A 24,295-nucleotide genomic window follows, 5' to 3' on the forward strand; every position below is an offset into this window, starting at 1 on the left:
CTAGAGAAATTCTCCCTTTTTAATAGTTTCGACAAAATATATTTATGTGTGTTTCGGAATAAACTAATATATATTAATAACTTTGAAATATTGTATAACTTCTAATTTTTATGCATTATTGATTAGAATTGCTTATTGCGCTAAGGAATCAGGATAGTGTGGCGACCGACTAAATAGTTGCTTAGCCTCAATTATTAGAAGGGAAGTTCTATCATTTCGCGAATTTATTAGACATAGACGAGTGCTATAATTTTCTATATATACATAAAGAGGTGACTACGCATGAATCAAAGACCATCAGAAGAAGAATACGCTGGGAGCTCCGGCGAATATATCCGTTTGGTGCCAGACGGTAACATCATCGACATTCTGCTCGCTCAGGAAAAGCAAATGACCGAGTTCCTGGCATCGTTGACCGAAAGCCAGGCCGCATATCGGTATGCGGAAGGAAAATGGACACTGAAAGAAGTTGTGGGCCACATTACAGACGCGGAACGTGTCATGACCTACCGCCTGCTCCGTTTCGCAAGAGGGGACCAGACGCCGCTGACCGGTTTCGATCAGGAATTGTTCATGCCTCCTTTCGGAAGCTGGACAATCGCGCAACTGGCCGAAGACTACCAGGCCGTCCGGCAATCAACGATCACATTGCTGCGCGGGCTACCGGCGGAGGCGTGGAACCGCAAGGGTACAGCCAACAACCTAAGCATTACGGCGCGCGCCCTCGCGTACGGCATCGCAGGACACGAACTTCATCACATGGGAGTCATCCGAAACCGGTACTTGAGTTAATCGTCGGCTGAGGCCTTTTGAATGGAACTAACACCTTTCATACAATCTTAGATACCGTTCTTATTGGGGCCCGCCCCACAACCATCAACTTAAGGATTTAGACTATTTTTGAAATTGAAAGCACGTTACTATTCTCTTATGTTAATGAGAAAGGGTGACGTGCTTTTTATGATTATGCACTAAAAACAAGAGTTATCTTTATTTGCTGAAGAGTTATATCGATTTTTCTCATTTTGGGGTATTTGTTTTTCTTAGCTTGATGGTAATGGGGCACTACTCTATAATGGTCAAATTAACATTTAAAACAATTATAGAGACTCCATTCCTCGGAAATATTGTAACTATTAAGTTGTAAAAAGAACCGTAGTTTTTCATTTTTGAAAAAGCTATGGTCTTTTTTAATTGTAACAAAGATATAATGGGAGGAAGTTTTTCTAAATCAAAAAAAATTGATTAATAAGTTGCATAATAAACTCACTAGCGTATATACTATAAACATCAAAAAAAGTTGATGAAGGGAAGTGAACTACAGTGGCACAAAATTTTCAGTTATATGAGAAAAAGTTTAAAGCGTTGGCTGATCAAAAACGTTTAGAAATCATGTATGAGCTTTGCCAGCGGGGCCAGACGTGTGTATGTGATTTAACAGAGGTTTTTGAAATGACGCAATCTAAGTTGTCCTATCATTTAAAGGTTTTATTAGATGCGGGTTTAATTGTAAAAGAAACAAAAGGTACGTGGAGTTATTATGATTTAAATGATGCGGAAGTGAATAATTTATTATCAGAAGAATTGTGTTGTATCTTTAGAAAAACAGGAAAAGGTAGCTGCTGTTAAAATTTTGCACTATTAATCAAAAAAAATTGATTAAAGATATATATAAAGGAGGAATAAGGTATGAGATATGTTCACGTCGGTATAAACGTTACGAATTTAGAGAAGTCTATTGAATTTTATGAAAAGGTATTTTGTGTATCACCAGTTAAAGTGAAAACAGATTATGCAAAATTTTTATTAGAGACGCCAGGACTTAACTTCACGCTGAACGTAAGAGATGAAGTGAAGGGAAACCAAGTAAATCATTTCGGTTTCCAAGTGGATACAGCTGAAGAAATTACATTGCATAAAGAACGATTAGAAAAAGAAGGTTTCTTCGCGCGTGATGAGATGGATACGACTTGTTGCTATGCAGTACAAGATAAGTTTTGGGTAACGGATCCCGATGGTAATGAGTGGGAGTTCTTTTATACAAAAGCAGATAGTGATGTTCACAAAATAGAAGATCCATCTTGTTGTACGACTTCTAAAGTAGTAGAAAAAAATTCTTGTTGTTAATAGGAGCTGGAAAATAAAATGAAACGTTTATCTTTTCTAGACCGCTATTTAACACTATGGATCTTTCTAGCGATGGCTGTTGGGATTGGTTTAGGGTTTGTGTTTCCTAGTGTAGTAGACGGACTACATACATTACAAGTTGGAACGACGTCTATTCCACTTGCTGTTGGTTTAATTGTAATGATGTATCCACCATTAGCGAAAGTTCGCTATGAGGAAATGGGCCGAGTATTTAAAGATGTAAAAGTGTTAGTTCTATCTTTAGTACAAAACTGGATTATCGGTCCGGTACTTATGTTTGTGTTAGCAATTATTTTTCTTCCTGATAAACCAGAATACATGGTTGGTCTCATTATGATTGGATTAGCACGTTGTATTGCAATGGTTATTGTTTGGAACGATCTTGCTGATGGGGATAAAGAGTATGCGGCAGGTTTAGTTGCTTTTAATTCGGTATTCCAAATGCTTTTTTTCTCAGTTTATGCATACGTATTTGTAACTGTAATTCCAGAATGGTTAGGGATTGAAGGGGCTATTGTCGATATTACAATGATAGAAGTAGCAAAATCAGTATTTATCTATTTGGGAATTCCTTTTATAGCAGGTATGTTGACACGCTTTGTACTAGTTAAGTTAAAAGGAAAACAGTGGTATGAAAAGGTGTTTATACCTAAAATTAGTCCACTTACATTACTTGCATTGCTATTTACAATCATCGTTATGTTCTCTTTAAAAGGGGAAATGATTGTTAGCGTACCATTAGATGTAGTAAGAATAGCAATTCCGTTATTAATCTATTTTATTGTCATGTTTTTTGTTTCTTTCTTTATGGGAAGAAAAATTGGTGCAAACTATCCAGTGACTACAACGTTAGCATTTACAGCAGGTAGTAATAACTTTGAGCTAGCGATTGCAGTAGCAGTTGGTGTGTTTGGTATTCATTCAGGTGCAGCATTTGCAGCTGTTATTGGGCCGTTAGTGGAAGTACCTGTAATGATTGCGCTTGTAAACGTCGCTTTTTGGTTTAAGCGTAAATATTTTAATGATCAACCAGTATAATTTAAAAACAAAGGCGGAAAACAACATGGAAAACAAAAAGACAATTTATTTCTTATGCACAGGAAATTCGTGCCGAAGCCAAATGGCAGAAGCGTGGGGGAAGAAATATTTAGGAGATAAGTGGAGTGTGTATTCGGCAGGAATCGAAGCACATGGAGTAAATCCAAATGCAATTAAAGCAATGAACGAAGTAAATATCGACATAACAAATCAAACATCAGATATAATTGATGCAAATATTTTAAATAGTGCTGATTTAGTCGTTACGCTGTGTAGTCATGCAGATGCTGTATGCCCATCTACTCCGCCGCATGTAAATCGTGTTCACTGGGGATTCGACGATCCAGCAGGAAAAGAGTGGTCTGAATTTCAACGTGTTCGTGATGAAATTGGTGAACGTATAAAGCGATTCTCTGAAACAGGGGAGTAAATAAAGGAAAGAGTCAATCTTCTATCTTATAGGGGATTGGCTCTTTTTTTATTGTACATAGTCATGACTGTATTGGTTCGCATAAATTACCGGAAAATAGAGGGTATTCTATTGAATTGATAAAATTAGAAATCTATTTAATCATGTAGGTGTTCACAAATAATAAATTCATTTAAAAGATAATATAGTTGTTTAGAATTAGAGATGGTATGATGAATAATTACAATATCTTCCTTGTTTTATGTATAATTTAATAAAGGGATTTTCGGATGTTGAAATAAAGGGTAGTATATTAGCGCAAGGGGGAGAATGATGGATAAGTTGTTACAAGAAATTATAAATTGGTTAAGGATGAGCGATGAAAAAATTGTTATTGGTATTTCAGGACATGGTGCAGCTGGAAAAACAACGTTTGCTAATAGACTCGTAAATCTACTAAATCAAAATGAAGTAAATTATATTAATACAGATCCTTACATTGTCAGTTCAGATATCCGTAAGCATGCAGTGATTCACTATACATATCAAAATGAAAATCATCGTTATAAAATGACAGCTTGTCATCCAGCGGCACACTATTTGGCAGCTTTAGAAAGAGATATTCAGATGGTTAGAGCTGGGCTAGATTTTTATACGATAGATACGCATTATATGAAAAGTAAGTTGATTTCTTCGAAAAATAAAGTAACGATTGTGGAGGGAATGAGTGCCGCATTTATTAACCCTGATTTATTTGATTTGAAAATTTATTTTTATACAGATGGCGAAACGGAACTAATGAGAAGATCAAGCCGGGATATAGCTGAAAGGGGAGCGGATATAAGTTATTTAAGGCAGTCTCATGAAGAACGACGGATTCAATATGAAGTATTTATGCATTCGTATAGTCAGCGTTTTGATATCATTATCAAAACTTCTGATGAAACAATATGTTTAGAAAAGAATACATTTGAGTTTTATAAAATTTAAATGAAAATCCTCACTTTGTTAATTACATTATGACGGTTAATTTTCTTACGGAGTACTTGTATTAAACAAATGTATTATTTAATCAATAATATATTCACTATGAAATATCTAAATTTAAAAAAAGATTTAGTAGCCTTCTTTCATCTACATAGATAGAAGGCTACTATAATTTTTGCATGAAAGGAGAATAGAATGAAACACATAATAAAAGACATATTAATAAATTATTTTAAAGAAATTCATTCACTAGCAGTGGAAGAAGAATTGCATAAGGATAGTTGGAATACGGATCTGCATTATAAAATAATGGTAAATGGAAAGCGATATTCCGCAAGATTTATAAATAGCAAGCGAACAATCAATCCAGCCTTTGGGGCGTTATCAAACGAACAACTGATAGAGCAAGTACGGTTTACCTATTATTTGCGCGAACATGAAATTCCTTTTATGCAGATAAACAAGAATAGGGCAGGAGAGCCATTTACACTTGTCGCTTGGAATGATGAACAATACCGATTTGTATTGTCTAATTGGATTGAGGGAGAACATATTACGCATTGCACAGAAAATATTGTAGAAGCCTTCGGAAAGGAAGCAAGAAAGATTCATGATATTTCTTGCGAATTTCAAAGCTCAATTTTTCAAAAGATATCTCATTTGGATGGGTATGTTGAGTTTATTAATATATTAGAAAGTAGGGCAAGCGCATGTAAGGAATTGCGGGAGTATATAGATCTTGCTAAATATCATATAGAGTGCGCATATACGAGTGAACTAGAATTTATCGTACAAACAGATTTAAATCCTTTGAATGTTTTATGGGACTCAAGTCAAAAGGTAAAAGGAATTGTGGATTTTGAATCTATTAGTTATGTTGACCGCATTGAAGGACTAGCCTTTTTAATAAAATGGTATTCTCGAACAGAACGAGTACAGTCTCATGAGGTGTGTTCGAAGGTTGCTAGTTCATTTTTAGTAGGGTATAAGGCCCATAATATTTTAACACCAAATGATTATAAGAGATTTTCTTCCTTGTTATGGTTATCCGGTAGTTTGAATTGGAATTTTGTGAAGAAAACGCTAGGTGTAATAAGTGATGAGAGGGAATTAGAAGAACATTTGGAAGTTTATAGAGTGAGGGGAGAAAGACTATCTTCATTATTAACTTGTACATAACATGTATTCTCCTAGTCTGGGACTCAAATAAGAAACCATAGGATGTGTTCTAAAAATGAAAATACAAATAGTATTGTTTGATGGTTTCGGAGAACTTGTCTCTTTCGCACCGTTTGAGGTACTGAAAAGAGCTATAGAAGAAGGGGCTCCATTTATAGTTGAATTCGTTTCGAGTGAACAAAAGCAGGAAGTTATTACCTCGTTTGGAGTTACAGTTAAACTACATGATTTTTTACGAATGGAGAATCGTCCAGATTTGTTAATTGTACCTGGTGGTGGCTGGAATCATAAAGCAGAGCATGGGGCACGAAAGCAAGCAGAGCTTGGAACTTTGACTAAAATGATTAGCGAGATGCACAATGCAGGAACAATCGTTGCTGGTGTGTGTACAGGAGGTATGCTATTAGCTGCCTCTGGTATATTGAACGGTCGAAAGGCAACGATGCACTATTTGGCACAGGATGAAATGAGTGAATACGGGGCAGAGCTTCTTCATTACAGAATTGCGGATCAAGGGGATGTTATCACTGCAAGAGGAGTCACTTCAGGAGTTGATTTGGGGCTTTGGATCACGGAAAGATTCGCAAGCCCTAAAATTGCGGCTGCCGTTGAATACAGAATGGAATATGAGAGGCGAGGTGTTGTTTGGAAGTAATTTGCTTTCTTTTTTATCCTATTTTAAATGGGAGGGGGGGCTGCCCATAAAAGCCCAACTCATATGTACTAATAATCAGTCGGGATGCCAAAACTCCTACTGATTAAAGTTTCATTTTATAATTTTTATTTTATTAAAAGTTGATTTGTTAGAAAGGATAATCATTTATTGATATAATGAATGGATGCGTGGCAGGAAATAGATAGAAAGATACTGCTAGTAATTTATACTTAAAATGTAGGGAGATTGAACAGAGTTATGGGGACAGAAAAAGAAATTAGTTCCGCTAAATTAATATGGAAGATGACGCGCCCACATACATTAACGGCGACGTTTTCTCCTGTAATTTTAGGAACAGTGGCATCACTTTATGTTGCCAAAATTGATTGGCTGTTATTTATTGCGATGATGGTTGCATGTTTAGCATTGCAAATAGCAACGAACTTATTTAATGAGTACTATGATTTCAAACGTGGATTAGATACCGCTGAATCCGTTGGCATCGGTGGCGGAATTGTCCGTCATGGATTGAAGCCAAAAAATGTGTTAACAGTTGCGCTTTTATTATATGTCGTAGCAGCTTTTATTGGCATTTATATTTGTATGAATAGTAGTTGGTGGTTAGTGGTTATTGGTTTAATTGGGATGGCAGTTGGCTATTTATATACAGGTGGTCCACTACCAATTGCGTACACCCCGTTTGGAGAATTAGTTTCTGGATTGTTAATGGGGACATGTTTTGTACTCATTGCTTTCTTTATTCAAACGAATACGATAACGATTGAAAGTGTATTGATTTCCATTCCAATTGGAATTTTAGTCGGTGCAATCAATATGTCGAATAACATCAGAGATATCGAAGAAGATATTAAAGGTGGAAGAAAGACATTAGTAATCCTCCTTGGGAGAGAGAAAGCTGTGGTAACACTAGCGGTAGCCTTTTTCATTGCGTATTTATGGATTGCCGTAATTGTATTAATGGGTTATATAAGCCCTTGGGCATTAGTTATGTTCCTAGGTTTGAGAAAGCCAATTTCTGCGATTCAAAGTTTCCAAAAAGGGGCAAAGGATCCTGGGTATATGCGCATCGCAATGAAATCAACAGCGATGACAAATACGATTTTTGGCTTCTTATTATCAGCAGGATTATTAATTAGTTATTTGTTTTAAATAAAAAATATGGTTAAATAACTTAACCCCAGTTTCTCAATTTTAATATAGAGAGATTGGGGTTTTTATTTTGACTTTGTTTAATGTTAAAAACAGTTTCATTTGAAATGCAAATACCAATAAATTGCAACTTCATCATTTTCAATATCCAAACCTTTATAAACAAGAAAATCACACCCACCAATTACAAATCCGCATTTTTCATAGAACTTACATGCTGCGACATTATTATTTTGCGTTTCAAGCATGATACCTGGCATATTGCCTTTTTTTGCCCACTGCTTTGCTTGATCAACTAATCTTTTACCAACTCCGAGTGTACGATATTTTTTATCTACCGTTATATCTTCTATGTAAGCATAGTGGTTCCAATTCTTTTTCAATACCATTAATCCAATGATTTGGTTATGTAACAGTGCTATGTAAATGACTTGATTAGGTTTATTTATATATTCATTGTAAGCCAGTTCTTCATTATCATCTTGATTTTGTAAATAACTTTTTTCATAACTCGGAACGTCTTCTACTGTATATTCTATACGTTTATTTCCTTTGGAAAGAGAAAGAATTAACCGAGCATTCACTATAAAACTGTCATCAATCTCCGGGAGATTATCTAGATCATTTGTTTCTAACTCTCTAATTACAAGGTTCATCGGGGCACCTCCACATAATAATATTTCTTCTAGTTCTTCATTTGGTTCAAATGAATTCCAATTACAAAATTATAATAGAATTTCAATAGTGCGGCTATCTTTGTATTTTATCTTTATACCAGCATGTTATTATATTGATATAAAAATATTGTTTAGAAAGAGTAGTATTTTTTATTTTGGATGTATATCCAGTTTTCAAATTTAACTGTAGTAGAGAAACAAATATTTTTTTAAAGAGTGGATGCCATACGTTATTCTTTAACTAAATTCGACATGATCTGCATTTTATCTTCACCTTCCTCTATTAATCTATTTATTGTAAACATCAGCTGGAGTTAATGCTCAGCCGTATAAATAATGAATATAAAAATTAATAGGGAAAGGATCGAAAAATAATGAAAGAATCACAAAGTAAGAAAAAAACAAGTCGACTAACTAAGGTAATAATATCTCTAGGAGTTGTTTTAGCAACGACCTTTTTCACCTTCTTTTTAATAGGAAAATGGAACTCTATCCCAGCGAAGGGAATAGCTAACGAAAGTAGTAATCAAGTTAACACGCAACAACAAGAAAAGAAAAAAGAAACACCACCAGCAAAACAGAAAAGACCTGATGGAAAACCGGTGGGAAAGGTTGTTTATTTAACATTCGATGATGGTCCTAGCGAACTAACTGGGAAATTTTTAGATGTACTAAAAGAGCAACATGTCGCCTCGACATTTTTTATGCAAGGTAGCAATTTACAAAATACAGGTTTTCAGGAAAACGTAAAACGAGCGGTAAAAGAAGGACATTATATTGGTGCTCATAGTATGACACATAATAGTGATAAGCTATACAAAAAGGGACAATTTGTACCGGAAATGCAAGAAACGTTAGCTCTTATCCATAATATTACGGGTACAACTCCTAAACTAGTTCGTCCACCATATGGATCTGCACCAGGATTAAAGGGTGAGGAAATTCGTAACCAAATTGTAGAAGCAGCAATAAAAGTTTGGGATTGGACAATAGACTCAAATGATTGGAAATTAAAAGATAATCCAACTCAGATTATCGAAAATGTAAAGAAACAAACAACAGAAGAAGTAGAAGTTGTTTTAATGCATGAAAAGGCGCAAACATTACAAGCCCTTCCTGAAATTATTAAATTTTATAAAGAGCAAGGGTATGGATTTGGGGTATATAATGACGAGGATCATTTTCGTCTAAACTTCCAAAAAGATCAACGTCTATAGTATAAACATAGTTATTTTAAAAAGGTGTTTTTATTACTAAATCAATAATTAAGCCAAAAGTCGATTTCCTATACGATAAAGAAATCGGCTTTTTTTATAAAGTTGACTTTTTAATCAAAAAGGTTTATTCTACTTGTGCAAGTAACGACTTGCATTCGGGTTTGGATAAAGATTATGTGAAAGTTGGATGAAACGTGAATGAAATGACAAATACATCAGAACGTATTATTGAGGCTTTTTTAGAACTATTTCGTACTCATGGCTATAAGGGAACGACGACTCGCTCGATTTCGGAATTAGCGGGCGTAAACGAAGTAACGATCTTTCGGAATTTCGGAAGCAAAAAGAATATTATGGAAAAAGCTGTCGAATCTTTATCGCGTGATATGGAATTGAATAAATTAATGCCTGGAGAGATGACTTGGAATCTTGAAGATGACTTGCTATCTATTGCAGAAGGATATCTTGCATATATAGAAAAGTTAAAGGATTTAATTTTGATTAGTTTTCAGGAAGCTGAAATGTTCCCAGAGCTTAAAGAAAAAATTGCATTAATTCCTAAACAATTAAAAGATAATTTGGTTTCATATTTTATTGAGATGAGAGAAAAGGGAAAGCTTATTGAAACTGATATGGAAGCTCAGGCGATGAACTTTATTTGGATGAATTTCGGTTACTTTCTTTCTAACTCACGCTTCGGGGACAATTTATTTTCAAATTCAAAAGAGATTTTTCTAAAACACAGTGTCCAACTATTTTCTAGGGGGCTAACTCCCTAGGTCTTTTTTTACACCGGATGCAAGTAAGTACTTGCTATAATAAAACAACAAGGAGTACGACAATGAAAACTTTAAAAAATTTCTTTAAATTCCCCCCAACATTCATTGGAATTGCAACAGCATTTGCCTTTCTGTTAATTTTCTTTTGTGTGTGGATGACTGCATACGATGGTGTTACTGATCGGGTAAACCAATTAAAAATCGGATTAGTTAATGAAGATAATCAAATGGGAACTGATATTGAAAAAAGCTTGAAGGAAAATCTGCCCTTTAAAGTTAAAAGCTATAGCTCGGTAACGCACGCCCAAAAAGACATGGATAACAGGAACTTAGATATGGTTATTCAAATTCCTGCAAATTTCTCAAGCCTATTGAAAGAAAATAATACTACAGAGATTAACTATTTCATCAATCAAGCAAACTCATCTTTGGCAAAACAGATTATGGAAGGCGCGGCAAAGGATATTACGCAAACAGTTAATAAAAATGTATATGCGTATAAACAAAAGTTTATTTCATCTAACCTATCTAACGAACTAAGTACAGTGATACCGTCAGAAGAATTGGCCCAAAAGTTATCAGAAAACATTACGAAAGCTGTAAGTTCATTAAACATTGATTCTGTGCAATCATCTGTCGAAAAAACAAACAATACAGATGGCTTTGCAGCAACCATGATTCCATTTTTAATTGTTCTTGCTTCATGGGTTGGAGCTATGCTTATGAGTTTAAATCTTAATATTGTTGCAACAATATTAAAAAACACGCACGGAAAATGGTCTATATTTTTCTCAAGACAAGTTATTAATATTGTCGTATCTGTTATTTTAGCTATTATCACGTTATTATTGATGACCGTATTTAACGTTAAATTGAATACAAGCTTATTTGAAACATGGATCTTCCAAACTCTTGTCTTTTTCTCTTTCTTAAGCGTAACACAAATGTTTATCGTTCTATTCGGTCCTGCTGGTATGGTATTTAATATCATATCACTGTCAATACAATTGGTTACTTTTGGAGTAATTGTCCCAAAAGCATTGCTATCAAATTTTTATCAAACTGTAGGTTCTTTTTTCCCTGGAACTTATGTAGCCGATGGATATCAAACAATAATTTTTGGAGGGGGAAATCTATCACACGATATGAATATTCTTCTTCGCACTTCAATTATTACCATTCTTATAGCGGTGGGGAGAATTATGCTGCAAAGAGATAGTAAAAGTGAATTGATCAAACAAACTGCCAACAGATAAAAAGCTTGTGGTACATGTATAGGCTTCTTTTTCTGGTAGCCCCCGTACCTATCAAATTAAAACATTTATAGCACCCCAGAACGAAAATCCAGTGTGTATTTGACAGACAACGGCTTGTTTTTTCGTTTTGGGGTATTTGCTTTTTATAGTTCGATGGTGATGAGGGAGCACCACATTGCTAAAAAAAGAATTAATCTAAGATTTTTTCTTTTTTAGCTATATGTGTCCTAGAAATAAGTCTATACAGTTTATCAAAAATATTTACATACCTCCTCGCAAATATGTTAGAAAAATCTTTGTAGCACTTGAGAATGTTTGATGTTTTTTCCAAAGAATATTTAGTCCAGCCTCTAGCTTAGGAGATAGGGGGCGGAAGCAAAGTGTACTTTCCTCAGACGTATTCATAAGCTTATCAATACATAATGCGTACCCTATATTTTCTTTTACGAGTAAGGATGCATTATAGAGTAAATTATATGTACCTATAACATTCAAGTTTTCAATTTCCTCTCCAAGCCATCCTGATAATTCATTACTTACAGCCGTTTGTCTTGATATGATAAGAGGTTTATTTAGTAAGTCTGTTGGATGGATATAAGCTTTTTCCGCTAAGGGACTGTCTTTTCGCATAAGTACGCCCCATACATCAGTAGCTGGCAACTTTAAGTAGTCATATTTTTGTTTATTTGCTGGCTCAATAACGATACCAAAATCTAATAAACCACTATCTAATTTTGTTGTAATGTCATCAGCGTTGCCGCTATATAAATGAAATTTAATGTTAGGGTGATGGGCAACAACTTTTTTTATAGTTTGTGCAATGAACTGCATTGCCTCTGTTTCTCCAGCTCCAATATGAATTTCTCCACTAATAATTTCAGATTTTTGGTTAAAATTAGCTTCTGTTTTTTCTACTAAATCCACAATTTCTATTGCTCGATCTAATAAAAACATACCTTCGTCTGTTAAAGTGATTTTTCGATTTCCTCGCACAAATAAAGTAGTTCCAAGCTCTTCTTCCAGGTTGTTTAACTGTCTTGATAATGTAGGTTGAGATAAATGCAATGCATTTGCAGCAGCAGATATATTCTCTTGCGTTGCTACCGCAATGAAGTAGCGTAATACACGTATGTCCAAAAAACTCTTCTCCTTCGTATGCCTATTTGTTATAGGAATGTATTCAATATAGGTATTTGTTATCTCAATAATACCATTTTATAATCACATTACCAAAAGCATTGATAAGAAGTGAAAGAGGAGTTGAAATGTTTTTTATGAAGAATTCAAAAAGTGTATTAATTTTTATATTAGCAGTAGGGGTTTTCGGTATTCTTAATACTGAAATGGGATATATTGGCTTGCTTCCGGCATTATCAGATCATTTTGATGTAAGTGTTTCGAAGGTAAGTTTAATGGTTAGTTTGTTCGCGCTCGCCATTGCCATTGCGGCTCCAACGCTTCCTTTAGTTTTTTCGGGTGTAAATCGAAAAACGGTTATGTTGTTCGTACTAGCAATCTTTATTATCGGCAACGTTATTTCAATTTTTACAACGAATTTTACAGTTGCTTTAGTTGCACGAGTAATTCCGGCTTTCTTTCATCCAGTGTACGTATCGATGGCTTTATCAGTAGCAGCAACTTCAGTTAGTGCAAAAGAAGCTCCAAAAGCAGTTGCTAAAGTGTTTATTGGGGTTTCAGCTGGTATGGTTTTAGGTGTACCGATTGTCAACTTTTTAGCAAATGTATTTACACTTGAAATATCATTAACATTTTTTGCACTTGTTAATATTTTTGCGTTTATTATGACAATCGTATTTATTCCCTCTATGCCTGTTCAGGAAAAGCTTTCTTATGGTTCGCAGCTTAAGATTTTAACGAAAGGTATCACATGGCTATCCATACTTGCTGTAACTTTTTTAAATGGAGCGGTATTTGGAATTTATAGTTATCTAACCGAATATTTAGATGTAGTTACGAAAATGTCGCCGTATATGATAAGTATCATGCTATTTGTTTATGGGTTAGCAAATATTATCGGGAATATTCTTGCAGGGAGATTACTGACAATAGCTCCTGTCCGTACGGTAATCATTTATCCCATTGCTCTAATGATATTATATTTTTCCTTTTTCTTTGTATCAGATCTTGCGATACCAACTGCAATTTTTATTGTAATTTGGGGTGTTTTTGGCGGGATTGGTGGTAATGTCAATCAATATTGGATGATGTCTTCAGCACCTAATTCACCAGATTTCGCTAATGGATTATTTTTAACTTCTTGTAATTTAGGGACTACAATTGGTACTGGGATCGCAGGGATAATTATTGCACAAATTGGAACGAAATATATTTTATTTGTAGGCATGTTTGCATTAGTATTAGGGTTTATTTGTATTCTGCTTCGAAATATGTTGTATAAATCTACAAATGCCTAAGTGCTATTTTGCGTTACATTACTAAGGAAAAGCGCATTTAATATAAAAGGGACTCTTAATTTTATAAGAGTTCTTTTTTGCAATCCCAATAAATTCTTCTCAATAATTGAAAATAAAATCAATCCGGATTATTATATTGTTATTGTAAATTTATTTTATTGAAGGAGGATACATAGATGAAAAGCTCAAAAGGCTCTATTGAATCAGAGATAAGCAAAGCAATTACTCACTGGGAAAAGGACTACCTAGGACGCGGGTCTATATCCGTTAAGACAGATATATTACGGGATATGATTATCGTAAATTTACAAGGTGTTTTAACGCCGGCTGAATATAGTGTTTGCGAAACAAAAGACGGTATGCTAACGATAAAGAAGAATCGTTCGGAGCTAGTTGAATCTGGAATTGATGATCTGAAAGAGATTATACTAGAATTAACTGGAGAGAAAGTGAAAAGCTTTCATACGGATATAAGCTCCCGTACAGGCGAACGAGTGATGATTTTTAAATTGCTTCATAATCTTGAGGAGAAATTTTAAAAATACCTTAAGGTTAGTGGAAGGATTAAGAAACCTACAAGTTTTGCACTTTATTAACAGGCTAATAATTAAAAACTTGAAGTTATTTAGGTATAATAAATCGTAATTCAAATAACTCTTAAAAAACGGATAAAGAAATTGACAAACTGCTTAATATGGTTTATCTTATAATTGTTTTAAAAAATTGATAGACGCTCATTTTAACAGCTTGCTATAATTAAGGCTTTAGCATTTTTTTAATATGTAATATTGACTAAATGAAAAAGTTTCTTAATTAAAAGATAGCGTATAACATAAATTGATATATTGATTGCATAATCTAGGAGATCAGAAATATACATTTCTTTTTAACAGGAGTAATACATACATTATTATTCTCTATAAAATGGGAGCTCTTCAAAAAACTTTATTGAAGTTAGTTGAAGGGAAACCGACAATCTCCATAATTCAATGATGATATAAAATCATTGAATTATGGAAGTTGTCGGTTTTTTTTATGGGAAAAAACGATGCACTAAAAAGAGTGAATGAAAATTGAAATTTAAAAAAACATCTTAATTAAAAGGAATTTTATAGGTTATTTTCGCTTAGAAGGGAGTATTTAACATGTTAATTTCGCTGAGTTCATCAACACTGTTAACATTATTTTTTATGGCGCTTAGTGCTTCTTGGCTAAGTGGATTATTGTTTTTAAATGCAAGGATGCCTTTACGTTTTGTTCATATCCATATTGGTATCGCTGCTTTGCCTTCATTGATTTCTTTACTCGCACTTGTTAATAACAATGGAGATAGAGTTGTGGGGCCTTGGCATCTAGATACTTTAGCTTGGTTAATGGCTTTCTTTGTTCTTACAATTGGTTTAATCATTCAGCGTTTTTCTGTACGTTACTTAATGGGAGACCGCTCATATCGAAAATATTTTTTACTTTTTACATTTACTACAGGTGTATCTTCGGTTGCATGGTTAAGTGATGATCTTCGTTTCATGATCATTTGTTGGGGAGCAACGCTTATAGGATTGGTTCTACTCATAGGGCTAAATAAAGGGTGGAAAGTAGTTAGTGAAGCAACTAAAATCTCTGGCTATTTATTTACAATAAGTTGGATTGCGTTGCTATCAGCTATCATTTGGCTTTTTCAAGTAACTGGACAGTGGCAATTAACATCAGTTTTAACGAATGAAAATGTAGCGCTACATGGAACATTGGAGAGAACAGGAATTAACTTATTAATTATATTAGCGGTGATGATTCCAGCAGCACAATGGCCTTTTCAAAGATGGTTAATTGAGTCTGCCGTTGCTCCAACTCCTGTTTCAGCTATTATGCATGCGGGTTTAGTAAATGCTGGCGGTATCATGTTAACTAGATTTTCACCTCTTTTTCATGATGATATTGCACAAATCATTTTACTTATTTTCTCTAGTATCTCTGTCTTAATCGGAACAGGAATTAGTTTAGTCCAAGTTGATTATAAACGTCAGCTAGTAGGTTCAACTATTGCACAAATGGGATTTATGCTTATTCAATGTGCATTAGGCGCCTATTTAGCGGCTGTTATTCATTTAATTTTACATGGTTTGTTTAAAGCTACACTGTTTTTACAAGCTGGTTCTTCAGTGCAACGTTGTGGGGTAGTGAATCAGTCTAATGAAAAGATGTCCAATTTATGGATTATAGTCGGGCGTGTTTTAGGAGTATTTATAGCAATTACTTTCTGGTTTATGACTTCTGGAGAGGGGTATCAGCTAGTTAGTGCGTTAATCTTAGGGTGGTCATTATATTTTTCATGGAAACAGCTTGTTGTTTTTGGAGAGGGAAGAATGGGACGAATTGCTGGCGTAATTGTTTTGATTGGATGTTCTCTCATTTACTCTACTGTTCATAATTCTCTTTATAAATGGTTGCATACTGACATTTATCAAAGTGTTCAACCTTCAGCTCCAGCCGTTATCTTTGTTATATGTATTTTACTATTTAGTAGTGCTATTAGTACTTTCGTTACTCGTAATCAATCTTCTACTTTATTCGCTGTACTTTATCTTTGGTTAGTTCGAGTAGGTGAGGCGAGAAGAAAATCAGTAGAAAGTCACCCAAGCTATCTGAAACATTATGTATCAAAGGGAGGTAATTCGTGATGAGCATATCGTCAATATTAAAGAAAGATACAAACATTGATATACAAAAAAATAATATAAATGATTTAGTTGCATCTGCTAGCAGAGTTATTGCACCACTTTGGCCTATCTCTACGTTTGCAGCTCACCATCCTTGGATGGGACTTGAAAAGCAATCATTTGATCAAGTTGCAAATTGGTTAAAAGAAATTCGTAATGTGGATATGTATCCTAGTGCCTCCATGATTCATTCGGCAAAAGCGAAAGGTGAGATTGAGGAATCATTTTTACAAAGTAGTTTGTCTCGTTGGCTTGATTCACAATCTTTTCATATTCCGCGAGAGAAAGCAGAGCGATTTTGTCAAACAGCTTTAAAATTAGAAAGAGTACCTTCTAGTCTATTATCATCGCCAGAATTAAATAAACTGGCAGACGAAATGAGTTATATAAATACAGGGAGTATGAAAGCCTCTGTTATGCAACCAATAAGTTCGCTTATAGAGAATCAAAATGGTGAAAACCTATCTGATATTCTTAATTATCATATCATTAAATGGTGTAAATTATATCTTGATGACTCCCAGTCAAGTTGGACGATGCCAAATCGAGAGAAAGGTTTTTATCGTGCATGGCAACACCTTATTAAATTTGATCCAGCGCTCAGCAAAAATGAGCGTAAAGTTTTAAAAGATTGGCCACAAGATGCCCGATTAGCTTTAACGAGAGCATTATCTGAACTAGGAATTTCTAAATCTAACATCCAAGCTTATCTTGAAGGGCACTTACTTTCTTTGCCTGGGTGGGCAGGAATGATACGATGGCGCTCAAAACAATCAATTCAGGAACAGGAACTCTTAATTGAATATTTAGCAGTTCGAATTTCTATGGAGTTGGCTATTGTAAAACCTTATTTATCTGTAGTAAATCAAAAGGTTGAGAAAAAAGTTTTGATTGCTCCACTTATAGCTTCTTGGATCTATTGGGGAGATATTTCAACACGGGAATGGTTACGAATGCCTGCAGCTGAACAAAGCGAATTGTTAGCATTTGCATATCGTTTTGATGAAAATATTCGCAGGAAACTTTGGCTGGAAGCTTGGGAACAAACGCATGCAGAGCAATTAAGGGAGAAGATTGCTTCTAAACAGCGTGTAACTAATGATAAAAAGCATGTATTAGCTCAATTAGCATTTTGTATTGATGTACGTTCAGAACCGTTTCGTCGCCACTTAGAAAAACTAGGTCCGTTTGAAACGTTTGGAATAGCTGGTTTCTTTGGGTTACCAATTGCGACTAGTGAACTAGGGAGTAATGACAGCCATCCATCTTTACCAGTTATATTAAAACCGAAACATCAAATAAAAGAGCTCACGGATGAAAATGAATATAAATCTTATCAGCAACGTAAGAAGATAGACAGCTCAGTAAGTTATACGTTTAAGACGATGAAACAAAATGTACTGACAAGTATGTTACTACCTGAGGTAAGTGGCCCTTTACTTGGTCTACAGATGGTGACAAGGAGTTTTGTGCCAAGAGGAGTTGGTGGTTTCATTCGTAAACTTCGTAAAACTATGTTACAAAAACCTGATACAACATTCTCGCTTAATCATGTTCATGACACAAAAGGTGAGATACCTATCGGTTTTACGAAAGAAGAAAAAGTGAACTATGTGCGTCAAGCTTTAAAAATGGTGGGACTGACAGAAAAATTTGCTCCTTTAGTTGTAATGTGTGGACATAGTAGTCAAAGTACGAACAATCCTTATGCGGCAGCACTTGAGTGTGGTGCTTGTGGAGGCGCAGCAGGGGGATTCAATGCAAGAGTTTTCGCTACTTTATGTAATCTTCCAGAAGTAAGAGAGGCGTTGTCTGCTGAAGGCATTAACATTCCTGAGGATACCATTTTTGCAGCAGCTGAACATAAAACAACAGTGGACGAATTGGAATGGATTTACGTCCCAGAACTTTCGAAAACTGCGCAAGAAGCGTTTGATTGTATCGAGACGATTATGCCAAATGTGAGCCAACATGCAAATAGAGAACGTTTAACGCAATTACCTAATTTCAAAACGAAAATAAAAAATCCGAGTAAAGAGGCGCATCGATTTGCAGAAGATTGGAGTGAAATACGTCCAGAATGGGGATTAGCGCGTAATGCATCTTTTATTATCGGAAAGCGTGAATTAACTCAAGATTGTGATTTAGAAGGTAGGGCTTTCCTTCATAATTATGATTGGAAACAGGATGAAAGTGGCGATATATTAGCTAACATTATTGCAGGACCAGGAACAGTTGCACAGTGGATAAATCTACAATATTACGCATCAACTGTAGCTCCTCATTATTATGGTAGTGGAAATAAAACAACCCAAACCGTAACGGCGGGTCTCGGTGTTATGCAAGGGAATGCTAGTGACCTGTTGCCAGGCTTACCTTGGCAATCGGTTATGCAGTCAGATAGTGAGACGTATCATTCACCACTTCGTTTACTAATTGTCATTCAAGCACCTATTGAATATATAGAACGTTTGTTAAATAATGATTTCACATTTCGAGAAAAAGTCCAAAATGAATGGGTTAGACTTGCAAGTGTTGATCCAGAGGGACGCTGGAAAAACTGGTAACAATTATTATTGTTACTAGCTTAAAAGTTTCATAAATACAATAATGAAGAAGGAGTGCTCCATATGAATTCAAAGAATAAAAAAGTTTTATTATTAACAGACATTGAACACGGAATAGAGCCTAGTATCCAACAAGTAACTAACATTCAACAAGAAAACATGTTGACTATACACAGCTATGATTCTGTAATTGTACATCCTTATGGAGATATAATGAGATCTATTATTATTGCTATTTATCAAGAAAATGTTAAAGAAATTTTTGTTGTCGGAATAGAGGATAAAGAAACTTCTTCAGTTAATCTACAAACTCAACGTGATTTCATAAAAGATAATATAGAATTAGACTATCTCTTTAAAAATTGCATGCCTGAATTTTCAAGTGGTAGCCTTAATCAATGGCTGAGTGGACAAAAAAATGTTAGTGAAAATATTGAAAAGAGTATAGATATGATCCGTCATCATCCATTAGTACCTTCTGATATTGAAGTTCATGGTTTCAGGATTGATAGAACAGGTGAAAAAGAAATGGTTGTTAAAGTTTTTGCTAATAAAGTACTGAAACAAATGCATTCTTATGTGTAAGTTATCGATAGATAAGCAACTTTTATTTGGACTTATATCTTTTACAAAGAGCAAAAGAAATCTTCTATAAATGGGGATCTTTTGCTCTTTTTGTTTGAATTTTTCATGTGTTTTATAGGAGATATCTAATATGTACATAATAAAAATATATAACCTTTTGTATGAGATTTTAAGGACGGATTAGCAAGCGGAAAATAAAAAATTATGTTGTGATTTATTTCAAGATTATTATTAAAAAGAATGGAGATTCTTTAATTATGAGAATAAAAAAGTTAAAACCTAAAGTGATATGGAAAAAAAGAATGTTGCTAACTCTTTTTATTGTTTTCGGATTGATTATTGCGGGGGTTGTTTTTTGGAATGTTTCACCTATTCCGAAAGCGTTTCTCATAAAAAAAGCATTTGAAGGTGGAATGTTTGTTCAATCTAATAATTATAAAAACGCTCTAAAAGAGACACGAATTGTTAAAGATATCAATTATAATTCTAAATTTCCTGGTGGTACATTAGACATTATTTATCCCAAAAATTTTATAGGGAAAACACCTGTTATTTTTTGGGTGCACGGGGGTGGATTTGTAGGTGGAGATAAATCAGACATTACTGGTTATGCAGTAGAATTAGCTGCTCGTGGTTATACAGTGATAAATATAAATTATGCTCTTGCTCCTAAAAGAAAGTATCCTACACCAGTACTACAACTTGGTGAGGCTTATGAATATATAAAAGCAAATGCAAAGAAATATAATGTAAAACTAGATGACCTATATTTTGCAGGAGATTCTGCGGGAGCGCAAATATCTGGACAATTTGTTACTATTCAAACATCTCCAGATTATGCGAAATTAACCGGGATTGACGCTGTTGTTGCTCCTTCTACAATTAAAGGTATATTGCTATTTTGCGGCCCGTATAATATGCCTGCATTAGCTAAAATGGAAACATCCAAAGAAGTGCAAGACTTTATGCGTACTACTGGCTGGGCTTACTTTGGGAAAAAGAAATTTGAAACATTACCTGAAATGGAAATCGCCTCTATTTATAAACACGTTACAAAAGATTACCCACCAACGTTCATCACAGATGGAAATACTGCATCATTTGAAGAGCAAGGTAAAGCATTAGCTTCTACTTTACAAAATAAAGGAGTACCTGTAGATACACTTTTCTTTGATAAAAATATCTCTGGCGAGTTAGCACATGAATTTCAATTTAAAATGAACACTCCAGCAGGTGAAGAAGCTTTTAACCAAGTTCTTAAATTTCTAAATGAAAATAAATAATATATATACTATTAACTTTTTATAAGCCTAGTTTAATACCATATATGGGTGAACAAAATATTGCATTAATAATCTAATGGTAGCAAAAATAAATTTGATAAGAAGTATATAGTAAGAATGATTTGGAGATACAGATGGGGATATAACTATTTTATTTAGGACGGTGCACTTTAAATGGATTTACAGAAAGGGAAATTATATTGGAACACAACTTTTTCTAATACATCTTCTTATCCTCGCTTGGAAGAAGATATAAAATGTGACGTACTAATAATAGGAGCAGGAAGTTCAGGTGCTCAATCAGCATACTATTTGAGTGAATCCGATTTAAATATTGTTGTCGTTGATAAAAGAAAGGTAGGACACGGAAGTAACCTTACAAATACAGCACTGATTCAATATTTAGGTGACAAGATGTTTTTTGAACTTGTAAATACATTTGGAGAAGAGTATGCAGTTAAGCATATGAAATTATGTGAACAAGCTATTAATGATATTGAATATGCTGATCAAAACTTGCCTTATTGCTCTGACTTTAAACGACGTGACAGTTTATATTATGCAAGTTATGAAGAGGATATAAAGAAATTAGAAAAAGAACTGTATTATTTACATAAGCATGATTTTAAAGCGACTTGGCTATCAGAGGAACAAATTGGACAGAGATATCCATTTAAAAAACGTGCAGCTATTTATACGTATAATGATGGTGAAATAAATCCTTATAAATTTACACATAGTTTATTAGAACAAGCTGCTAATAAAGGAGTTCAAATTTATGAAGATACAGAGATTGTTGGCAAAAAGTTAGAGAAAGAATGTGCTATCTTTTATACAAAGGGGGGCAATTCTATTACTGCCAATAAAGTAATTGTGGCTGCAGGATATGAAGGGTTGGAATTTAAAAAGGAAAAGAACGCTACACTGATTAGCTCATATGCAGTTGTTACTAATCCTGTAGAAGATTTATCTTCTTGGTATAAACGTACTCTCATTTGGGAAACTGCGAGACCATATATTTATATGAGAACTACTGCAGATAACAGGATTATTATAGGTGGGTTAGATGAAGATACAAACATTGCTCAAGAAAGAGATTCAAAATTAATCCATAAAAAAGAGAAATTAGTAAATGAATTTAATAAGCTCTTTCCCAATATAACAGTTGAACCTGAATTTTATTTAAGTGCTTTTTATGGTGGTACTCATGATGGTTTACCTATAATTGGAATGTATGAAGAGTTTCCAAATTGTCACTTTATCTATGCGTATGGAGATAATGGATTAGTATATAGTATGGTGCTTTCTAAAATTGTTCGAGATATAATTATTAGCGGTTCAAGTCCGGATTTGAATTTATATTTACAAACTAGACCAAAACTAAATGAGTAAGCTACATGTATGCAAAATCAAGGTAGTATAAAAAAGTAATAGTTTTTACGGTTTTAATTACTTTATATAGGAAGCAATTCTACAATTATAATCTCTCCAATATATTTGGGGGGATTTATTTTTTTCTTATGATTTATTGAAAAATAGTCTAATTAGACTATAATGAGTATATAGTTTAATTAGACTATATATTTTATTGAGTGTGAAAAAAGGAGGAAAGAGGTATGGTTGCAAAAGAGAGCAACTTACGCTTAGTGATAGCTGGGTTAATGCTAGGCATTTTAATGGCTGCAATGGATAATACAATTGTTGCCACTTCAATTGGTACAATTGTCTCAGATTTGGGTGGATTGGATAAATTCATCTGGGTTACTTCTGCTTATATGGTTGCAGTTATGGCGGGTATGCCTATTTTCGGGAAATTATCTGATATGTATGGTAGAAAGAGGTTTTATATTTTTGGTTTATTAATCTTCTTAATTGGTTCTGCATTATGTGGTACTGCGCAAAGTATTGTTCAGCTAAGTATTTATCGTGCAATTCAAGGTATAGGTGGGGGGGCACTGATGCCAATCGCCTTTACCATTGTATTTGATATTTTTCCTATTGAAAAAAGAGGGAAAATGACTGGATTATTAGGGGCCGTATTTGGTTCTTCAAGTGTATTAGGACCTTTATTAGGTGCGTATATAACAGAAAATATAAGTTGGCATTGGATTTTTTACGTCAATATTCCAATTGGTCTAATGTCATTAATTTTTATTTTAAAAGCTTATAAAGAAAATAATCCACCTACTAAGCAAAATATTGATTGGTGGGGGGCGATAACACTCGTCATAGCAGTAATTAGCTTAATGTTCGCTTTAGAGTTGGGAGGAAAGGAATTTAAGTGGGATTCGATACAAATTATTGGGTTATTTGCATCGTTTATTGTATTTTTCGTTGGCTTCCTATTGGTAGAAAGAAAAGTGAAAGATCCGATAATATCATTTTGGATGTTTAAGCGTAAGGAGTTTGCAATATCACAAATTATTACGTTTTTCTATGGAGCAACATTTGTTATTTTAACAGTATTTATTCCTATTTTTGTTCAGGCTGTATATGGTGGAACAGCAACTAATGCTGGATTAATTTTAACCCCAATGATGTTAGGTTCTGTAGTAGGTAGTGCAATTGGTGGAATATTTCAAACGAAAATTAGTTACCGCAACTTGATGTTATTATCTATAATATCCTTTGGGATAGGTATGTATTTGTTAGGAACGATGGATCCACAAACAAGCCGTGTACTTTTAACGATATACATGATTATAACGGGGTTTGGAGTTGGATTTTCGTTCTCTTTGCTTCCCACAGTTTCTATTCATAATATGGAACCGAGATTCCGTGGTTCAGCTACTTCAACAAATTCATTCTTTCGTTCACTAGGTATGACAATTGGAGTAACGATTTTTGGCTCCATTCAAAATAGTACCTTTACAGCTAACTTAAAGGATGCTTTTAAGGGAATAGAACATGGTTCCAGCATGTTAAATAATCTAGGTGATCCGAGTGCAATATTTCGCTCAGATGTAAGGTCCAGTATACCTACTTTTATTCTTGAAAAGGTTATAGCTGCTATGTCATCTTCCATTACTACTGTTTTTCTATTAGCTTTAATTCCAATTATCGTTTCGTTTATGGCAATATTATTTATGGGGAATGTCAAAGCTGGTACAAAGGATAATAAAGTGAATTTGAAGTTATAAATTTTATAAAACAAAAAGATTCTTTACTTATTTTTAGCTTATACTATTGGTAT

At 34.2% G+C, this 24,295-nt stretch carries 22 protein-coding genes; 20 read left to right on the forward strand and 2 right to left on the reverse strand.

What is annotated here, in order from left to right; translation table 11 throughout:
- Positions 1 to 282 precede the first annotated feature (282 nt).
- The 9 genes from ES895_RS16765 (at position 283) to menA (ending at position 7,586) form a co-directional block, all read left to right on the forward strand.
- The gene (locus ES895_RS16765) at positions 283 to 792 is read left to right on the forward strand and encodes a DinB family protein (RefSeq protein WP_001076310.1); all 510 of its coding nucleotides are present in this window, start codon (positions 283 to 285) and stop codon (positions 790 to 792) included.
- Between the two features lie 531 nt (positions 793 to 1,323).
- Positions 1,324 to 1,629 (forward strand): arsenical resistance operon transcriptional regulator ArsR, encoded by a 306-nt coding sequence (gene arsR, locus ES895_RS16770; protein ID WP_002062841.1) that lies wholly within the window; start codon positions 1,324 to 1,326, stop codon positions 1,627 to 1,629.
- Positions 1,630 to 1,689: 60 nt separating this feature from the next.
- On the forward strand, positions 1,690 to 2,127 hold the full coding sequence (locus ES895_RS16775) for an ArsI/CadI family heavy metal resistance metalloenzyme (protein WP_098592882.1): 438 nt from the start codon (positions 1,690 to 1,692) through the stop codon (positions 2,125 to 2,127).
- A gap of 18 nt (positions 2,128 to 2,145) precedes the next feature.
- Positions 2,146 to 3,186 carry an ACR3 family arsenite efflux transporter gene (arsB, locus tag ES895_RS16780; RefSeq protein WP_135238497.1) on the forward strand — a complete coding sequence of 347 codons (1,041 nt, stop codon included), beginning with the start codon at positions 2,146 to 2,148 and terminating at the stop codon, positions 3,184 to 3,186.
- Between the two features lie 25 nt (positions 3,187 to 3,211).
- Positions 3,212 to 3,616, forward strand: a complete 405-nt coding sequence (gene arsC / locus ES895_RS16785) for an arsenate reductase (thioredoxin) (RefSeq protein ID WP_135238498.1) — start codon at positions 3,212 to 3,214, stop codon at positions 3,614 to 3,616.
- A gap of 312 nt (positions 3,617 to 3,928) precedes the next feature.
- Entirely contained in the window at positions 3,929 to 4,585 is a 657-nt protein-coding gene (locus tag ES895_RS16790) for a uridine kinase family protein (RefSeq protein WP_000359537.1), read from the forward strand.
- 192 nt (positions 4,586 to 4,777) lie between these two features.
- Positions 4,778 to 5,761 (forward strand): phosphotransferase, encoded by a 984-nt coding sequence (locus ES895_RS16795; protein ID WP_135238499.1) that lies wholly within the window; start codon positions 4,778 to 4,780, stop codon positions 5,759 to 5,761.
- 55 nt (positions 5,762 to 5,816) lie between these two features.
- Entirely contained in the window at positions 5,817 to 6,416 is a 600-nt protein-coding gene (locus tag ES895_RS16800; protein ID WP_000701553.1) for a DJ-1/PfpI family protein, read from the forward strand.
- A gap of 258 nt (positions 6,417 to 6,674) precedes the next feature.
- Positions 6,675 to 7,586 carry a 1,4-dihydroxy-2-naphthoate polyprenyltransferase gene (gene menA, locus ES895_RS16805; RefSeq protein ID WP_000536384.1) on the forward strand — a complete coding sequence of 304 codons (912 nt, stop codon included), beginning with the start codon at positions 6,675 to 6,677 and terminating at the stop codon, positions 7,584 to 7,586.
- Positions 7,587 to 7,684: 98 nt separating this feature from the next.
- Here the strand turns inward: menA and satA are convergent, their stop codons facing one another.
- On the reverse strand, positions 7,685 to 8,242 hold the full coding sequence (gene satA / locus ES895_RS16810) for a streptothricin N-acetyltransferase SatA (protein WP_001054991.1): 558 nt from the start codon (positions 8,240 to 8,242) through the stop codon (positions 7,685 to 7,687).
- 395 nt (positions 8,243 to 8,637) lie between these two features.
- Here satA and ES895_RS16820 point away from each other — a divergent pair, with 395 nt between their 5' ends.
- The 3 genes from ES895_RS16820 to ES895_RS16830 all read left to right on the forward strand — a co-directional run bounded on the left by ES895_RS16820 (position 8,638) and on the right by ES895_RS16830 (position 11,515).
- Positions 8,638 to 9,480, forward strand: a complete 843-nt coding sequence (locus ES895_RS16820) for a polysaccharide deacetylase family protein (RefSeq protein ID WP_087875550.1) — start codon at positions 8,638 to 8,640, stop codon at positions 9,478 to 9,480.
- A 194-nt stretch (positions 9,481 to 9,674) separates the two neighbouring features.
- Entirely contained in the window at positions 9,675 to 10,259 is a 585-nt protein-coding gene (locus ES895_RS16825) for a TetR/AcrR family transcriptional regulator (RefSeq protein WP_001004645.1), read from the forward strand.
- Positions 10,260 to 10,321: 62 nt separating this feature from the next.
- Positions 10,322 to 11,515, forward strand: coding sequence for a YhgE/Pip domain-containing protein (locus ES895_RS16830; protein WP_135238500.1), 1,194 nt, complete (start codon positions 10,322 to 10,324; stop codon positions 11,513 to 11,515).
- Positions 11,516 to 11,776: 261 nt separating this feature from the next.
- Here ES895_RS16830 and ES895_RS16835 read toward each other — a convergent pair whose 3' ends face one another.
- A complete protein-coding gene (locus tag ES895_RS16835) occupies positions 11,777 to 12,652 on the reverse strand; it encodes a LysR family transcriptional regulator (RefSeq protein ID WP_135238501.1) in 876 nt (291 codons plus the stop codon).
- A 128-nt stretch (positions 12,653 to 12,780) separates the two neighbouring features.
- Between ES895_RS16835 and ES895_RS16840 the strand changes: the two genes are divergently transcribed.
- The 8 genes from ES895_RS16840 (at position 12,781) to ES895_RS16875 (ending at position 24,242) form a co-directional block, all read left to right on the forward strand.
- Positions 12,781 to 13,950: an MFS transporter gene (locus ES895_RS16840; protein ID WP_000465842.1), complete on the forward strand. Its 1,170-nt coding sequence runs from the start codon at positions 12,781 to 12,783 to the stop codon at positions 13,948 to 13,950.
- Positions 13,951 to 14,126: 176 nt separating this feature from the next.
- The gene (locus tag ES895_RS16845; RefSeq protein WP_000842548.1) at positions 14,127 to 14,489 is read left to right on the forward strand and encodes a Na-translocating system protein MpsC family protein; all 363 of its coding nucleotides are present in this window, start codon (positions 14,127 to 14,129) and stop codon (positions 14,487 to 14,489) included.
- Positions 14,490 to 15,095: 606 nt separating this feature from the next.
- A complete protein-coding gene (locus tag ES895_RS16850; RefSeq protein WP_098006187.1) occupies positions 15,096 to 16,628 on the forward strand; it encodes an NADH dehydrogenase subunit 5 in 1,533 nt (510 codons plus the stop codon).
- A complete protein-coding gene (locus tag ES895_RS16855) occupies positions 16,628 to 19,234 on the forward strand; it encodes a DUF2309 domain-containing protein (protein ID WP_135238502.1) in 2,607 nt (868 codons plus the stop codon). Before ES895_RS16850 ends, ES895_RS16855 begins: the two co-directional genes overlap by 1 nt.
- 63 nt (positions 19,235 to 19,297) lie before the next feature.
- Positions 19,298 to 19,819 carry a carbonic anhydrase gene (locus tag ES895_RS16860; RefSeq protein WP_135238503.1) on the forward strand — a complete coding sequence of 174 codons (522 nt, stop codon included), beginning with the start codon at positions 19,298 to 19,300 and terminating at the stop codon, positions 19,817 to 19,819.
- Positions 19,820 to 20,076: 257 nt separating this feature from the next.
- Positions 20,077 to 21,102, forward strand: coding sequence for an alpha/beta hydrolase (locus ES895_RS16865; RefSeq protein ID WP_135238504.1), 1,026 nt, complete (start codon positions 20,077 to 20,079; stop codon positions 21,100 to 21,102).
- Between the two features lie 174 nt (positions 21,103 to 21,276).
- Complete coding sequence (locus ES895_RS16870) at positions 21,277 to 22,494, forward strand: NAD(P)/FAD-dependent oxidoreductase (RefSeq protein WP_000365648.1); 1,218 nt, start codon at positions 21,277 to 21,279, stop codon at positions 22,492 to 22,494.
- Between the two features lie 224 nt (positions 22,495 to 22,718).
- Positions 22,719 to 24,242 (forward strand): MDR family MFS transporter, encoded by a 1,524-nt coding sequence (locus ES895_RS16875; RefSeq protein ID WP_000225814.1) that lies wholly within the window; start codon positions 22,719 to 22,721, stop codon positions 24,240 to 24,242.
- The last annotated feature ends 53 nt before the right edge of the window (positions 24,243 to 24,295 follow it).

The organism is Bacillus sp. 007/AIA-02/001, assembly GCF_004634455.1.
Classification (GTDB): Bacteria; Bacillota; Bacilli; order Bacillales; family Bacillaceae_G; genus Bacillus_A; species Bacillus_A cereus.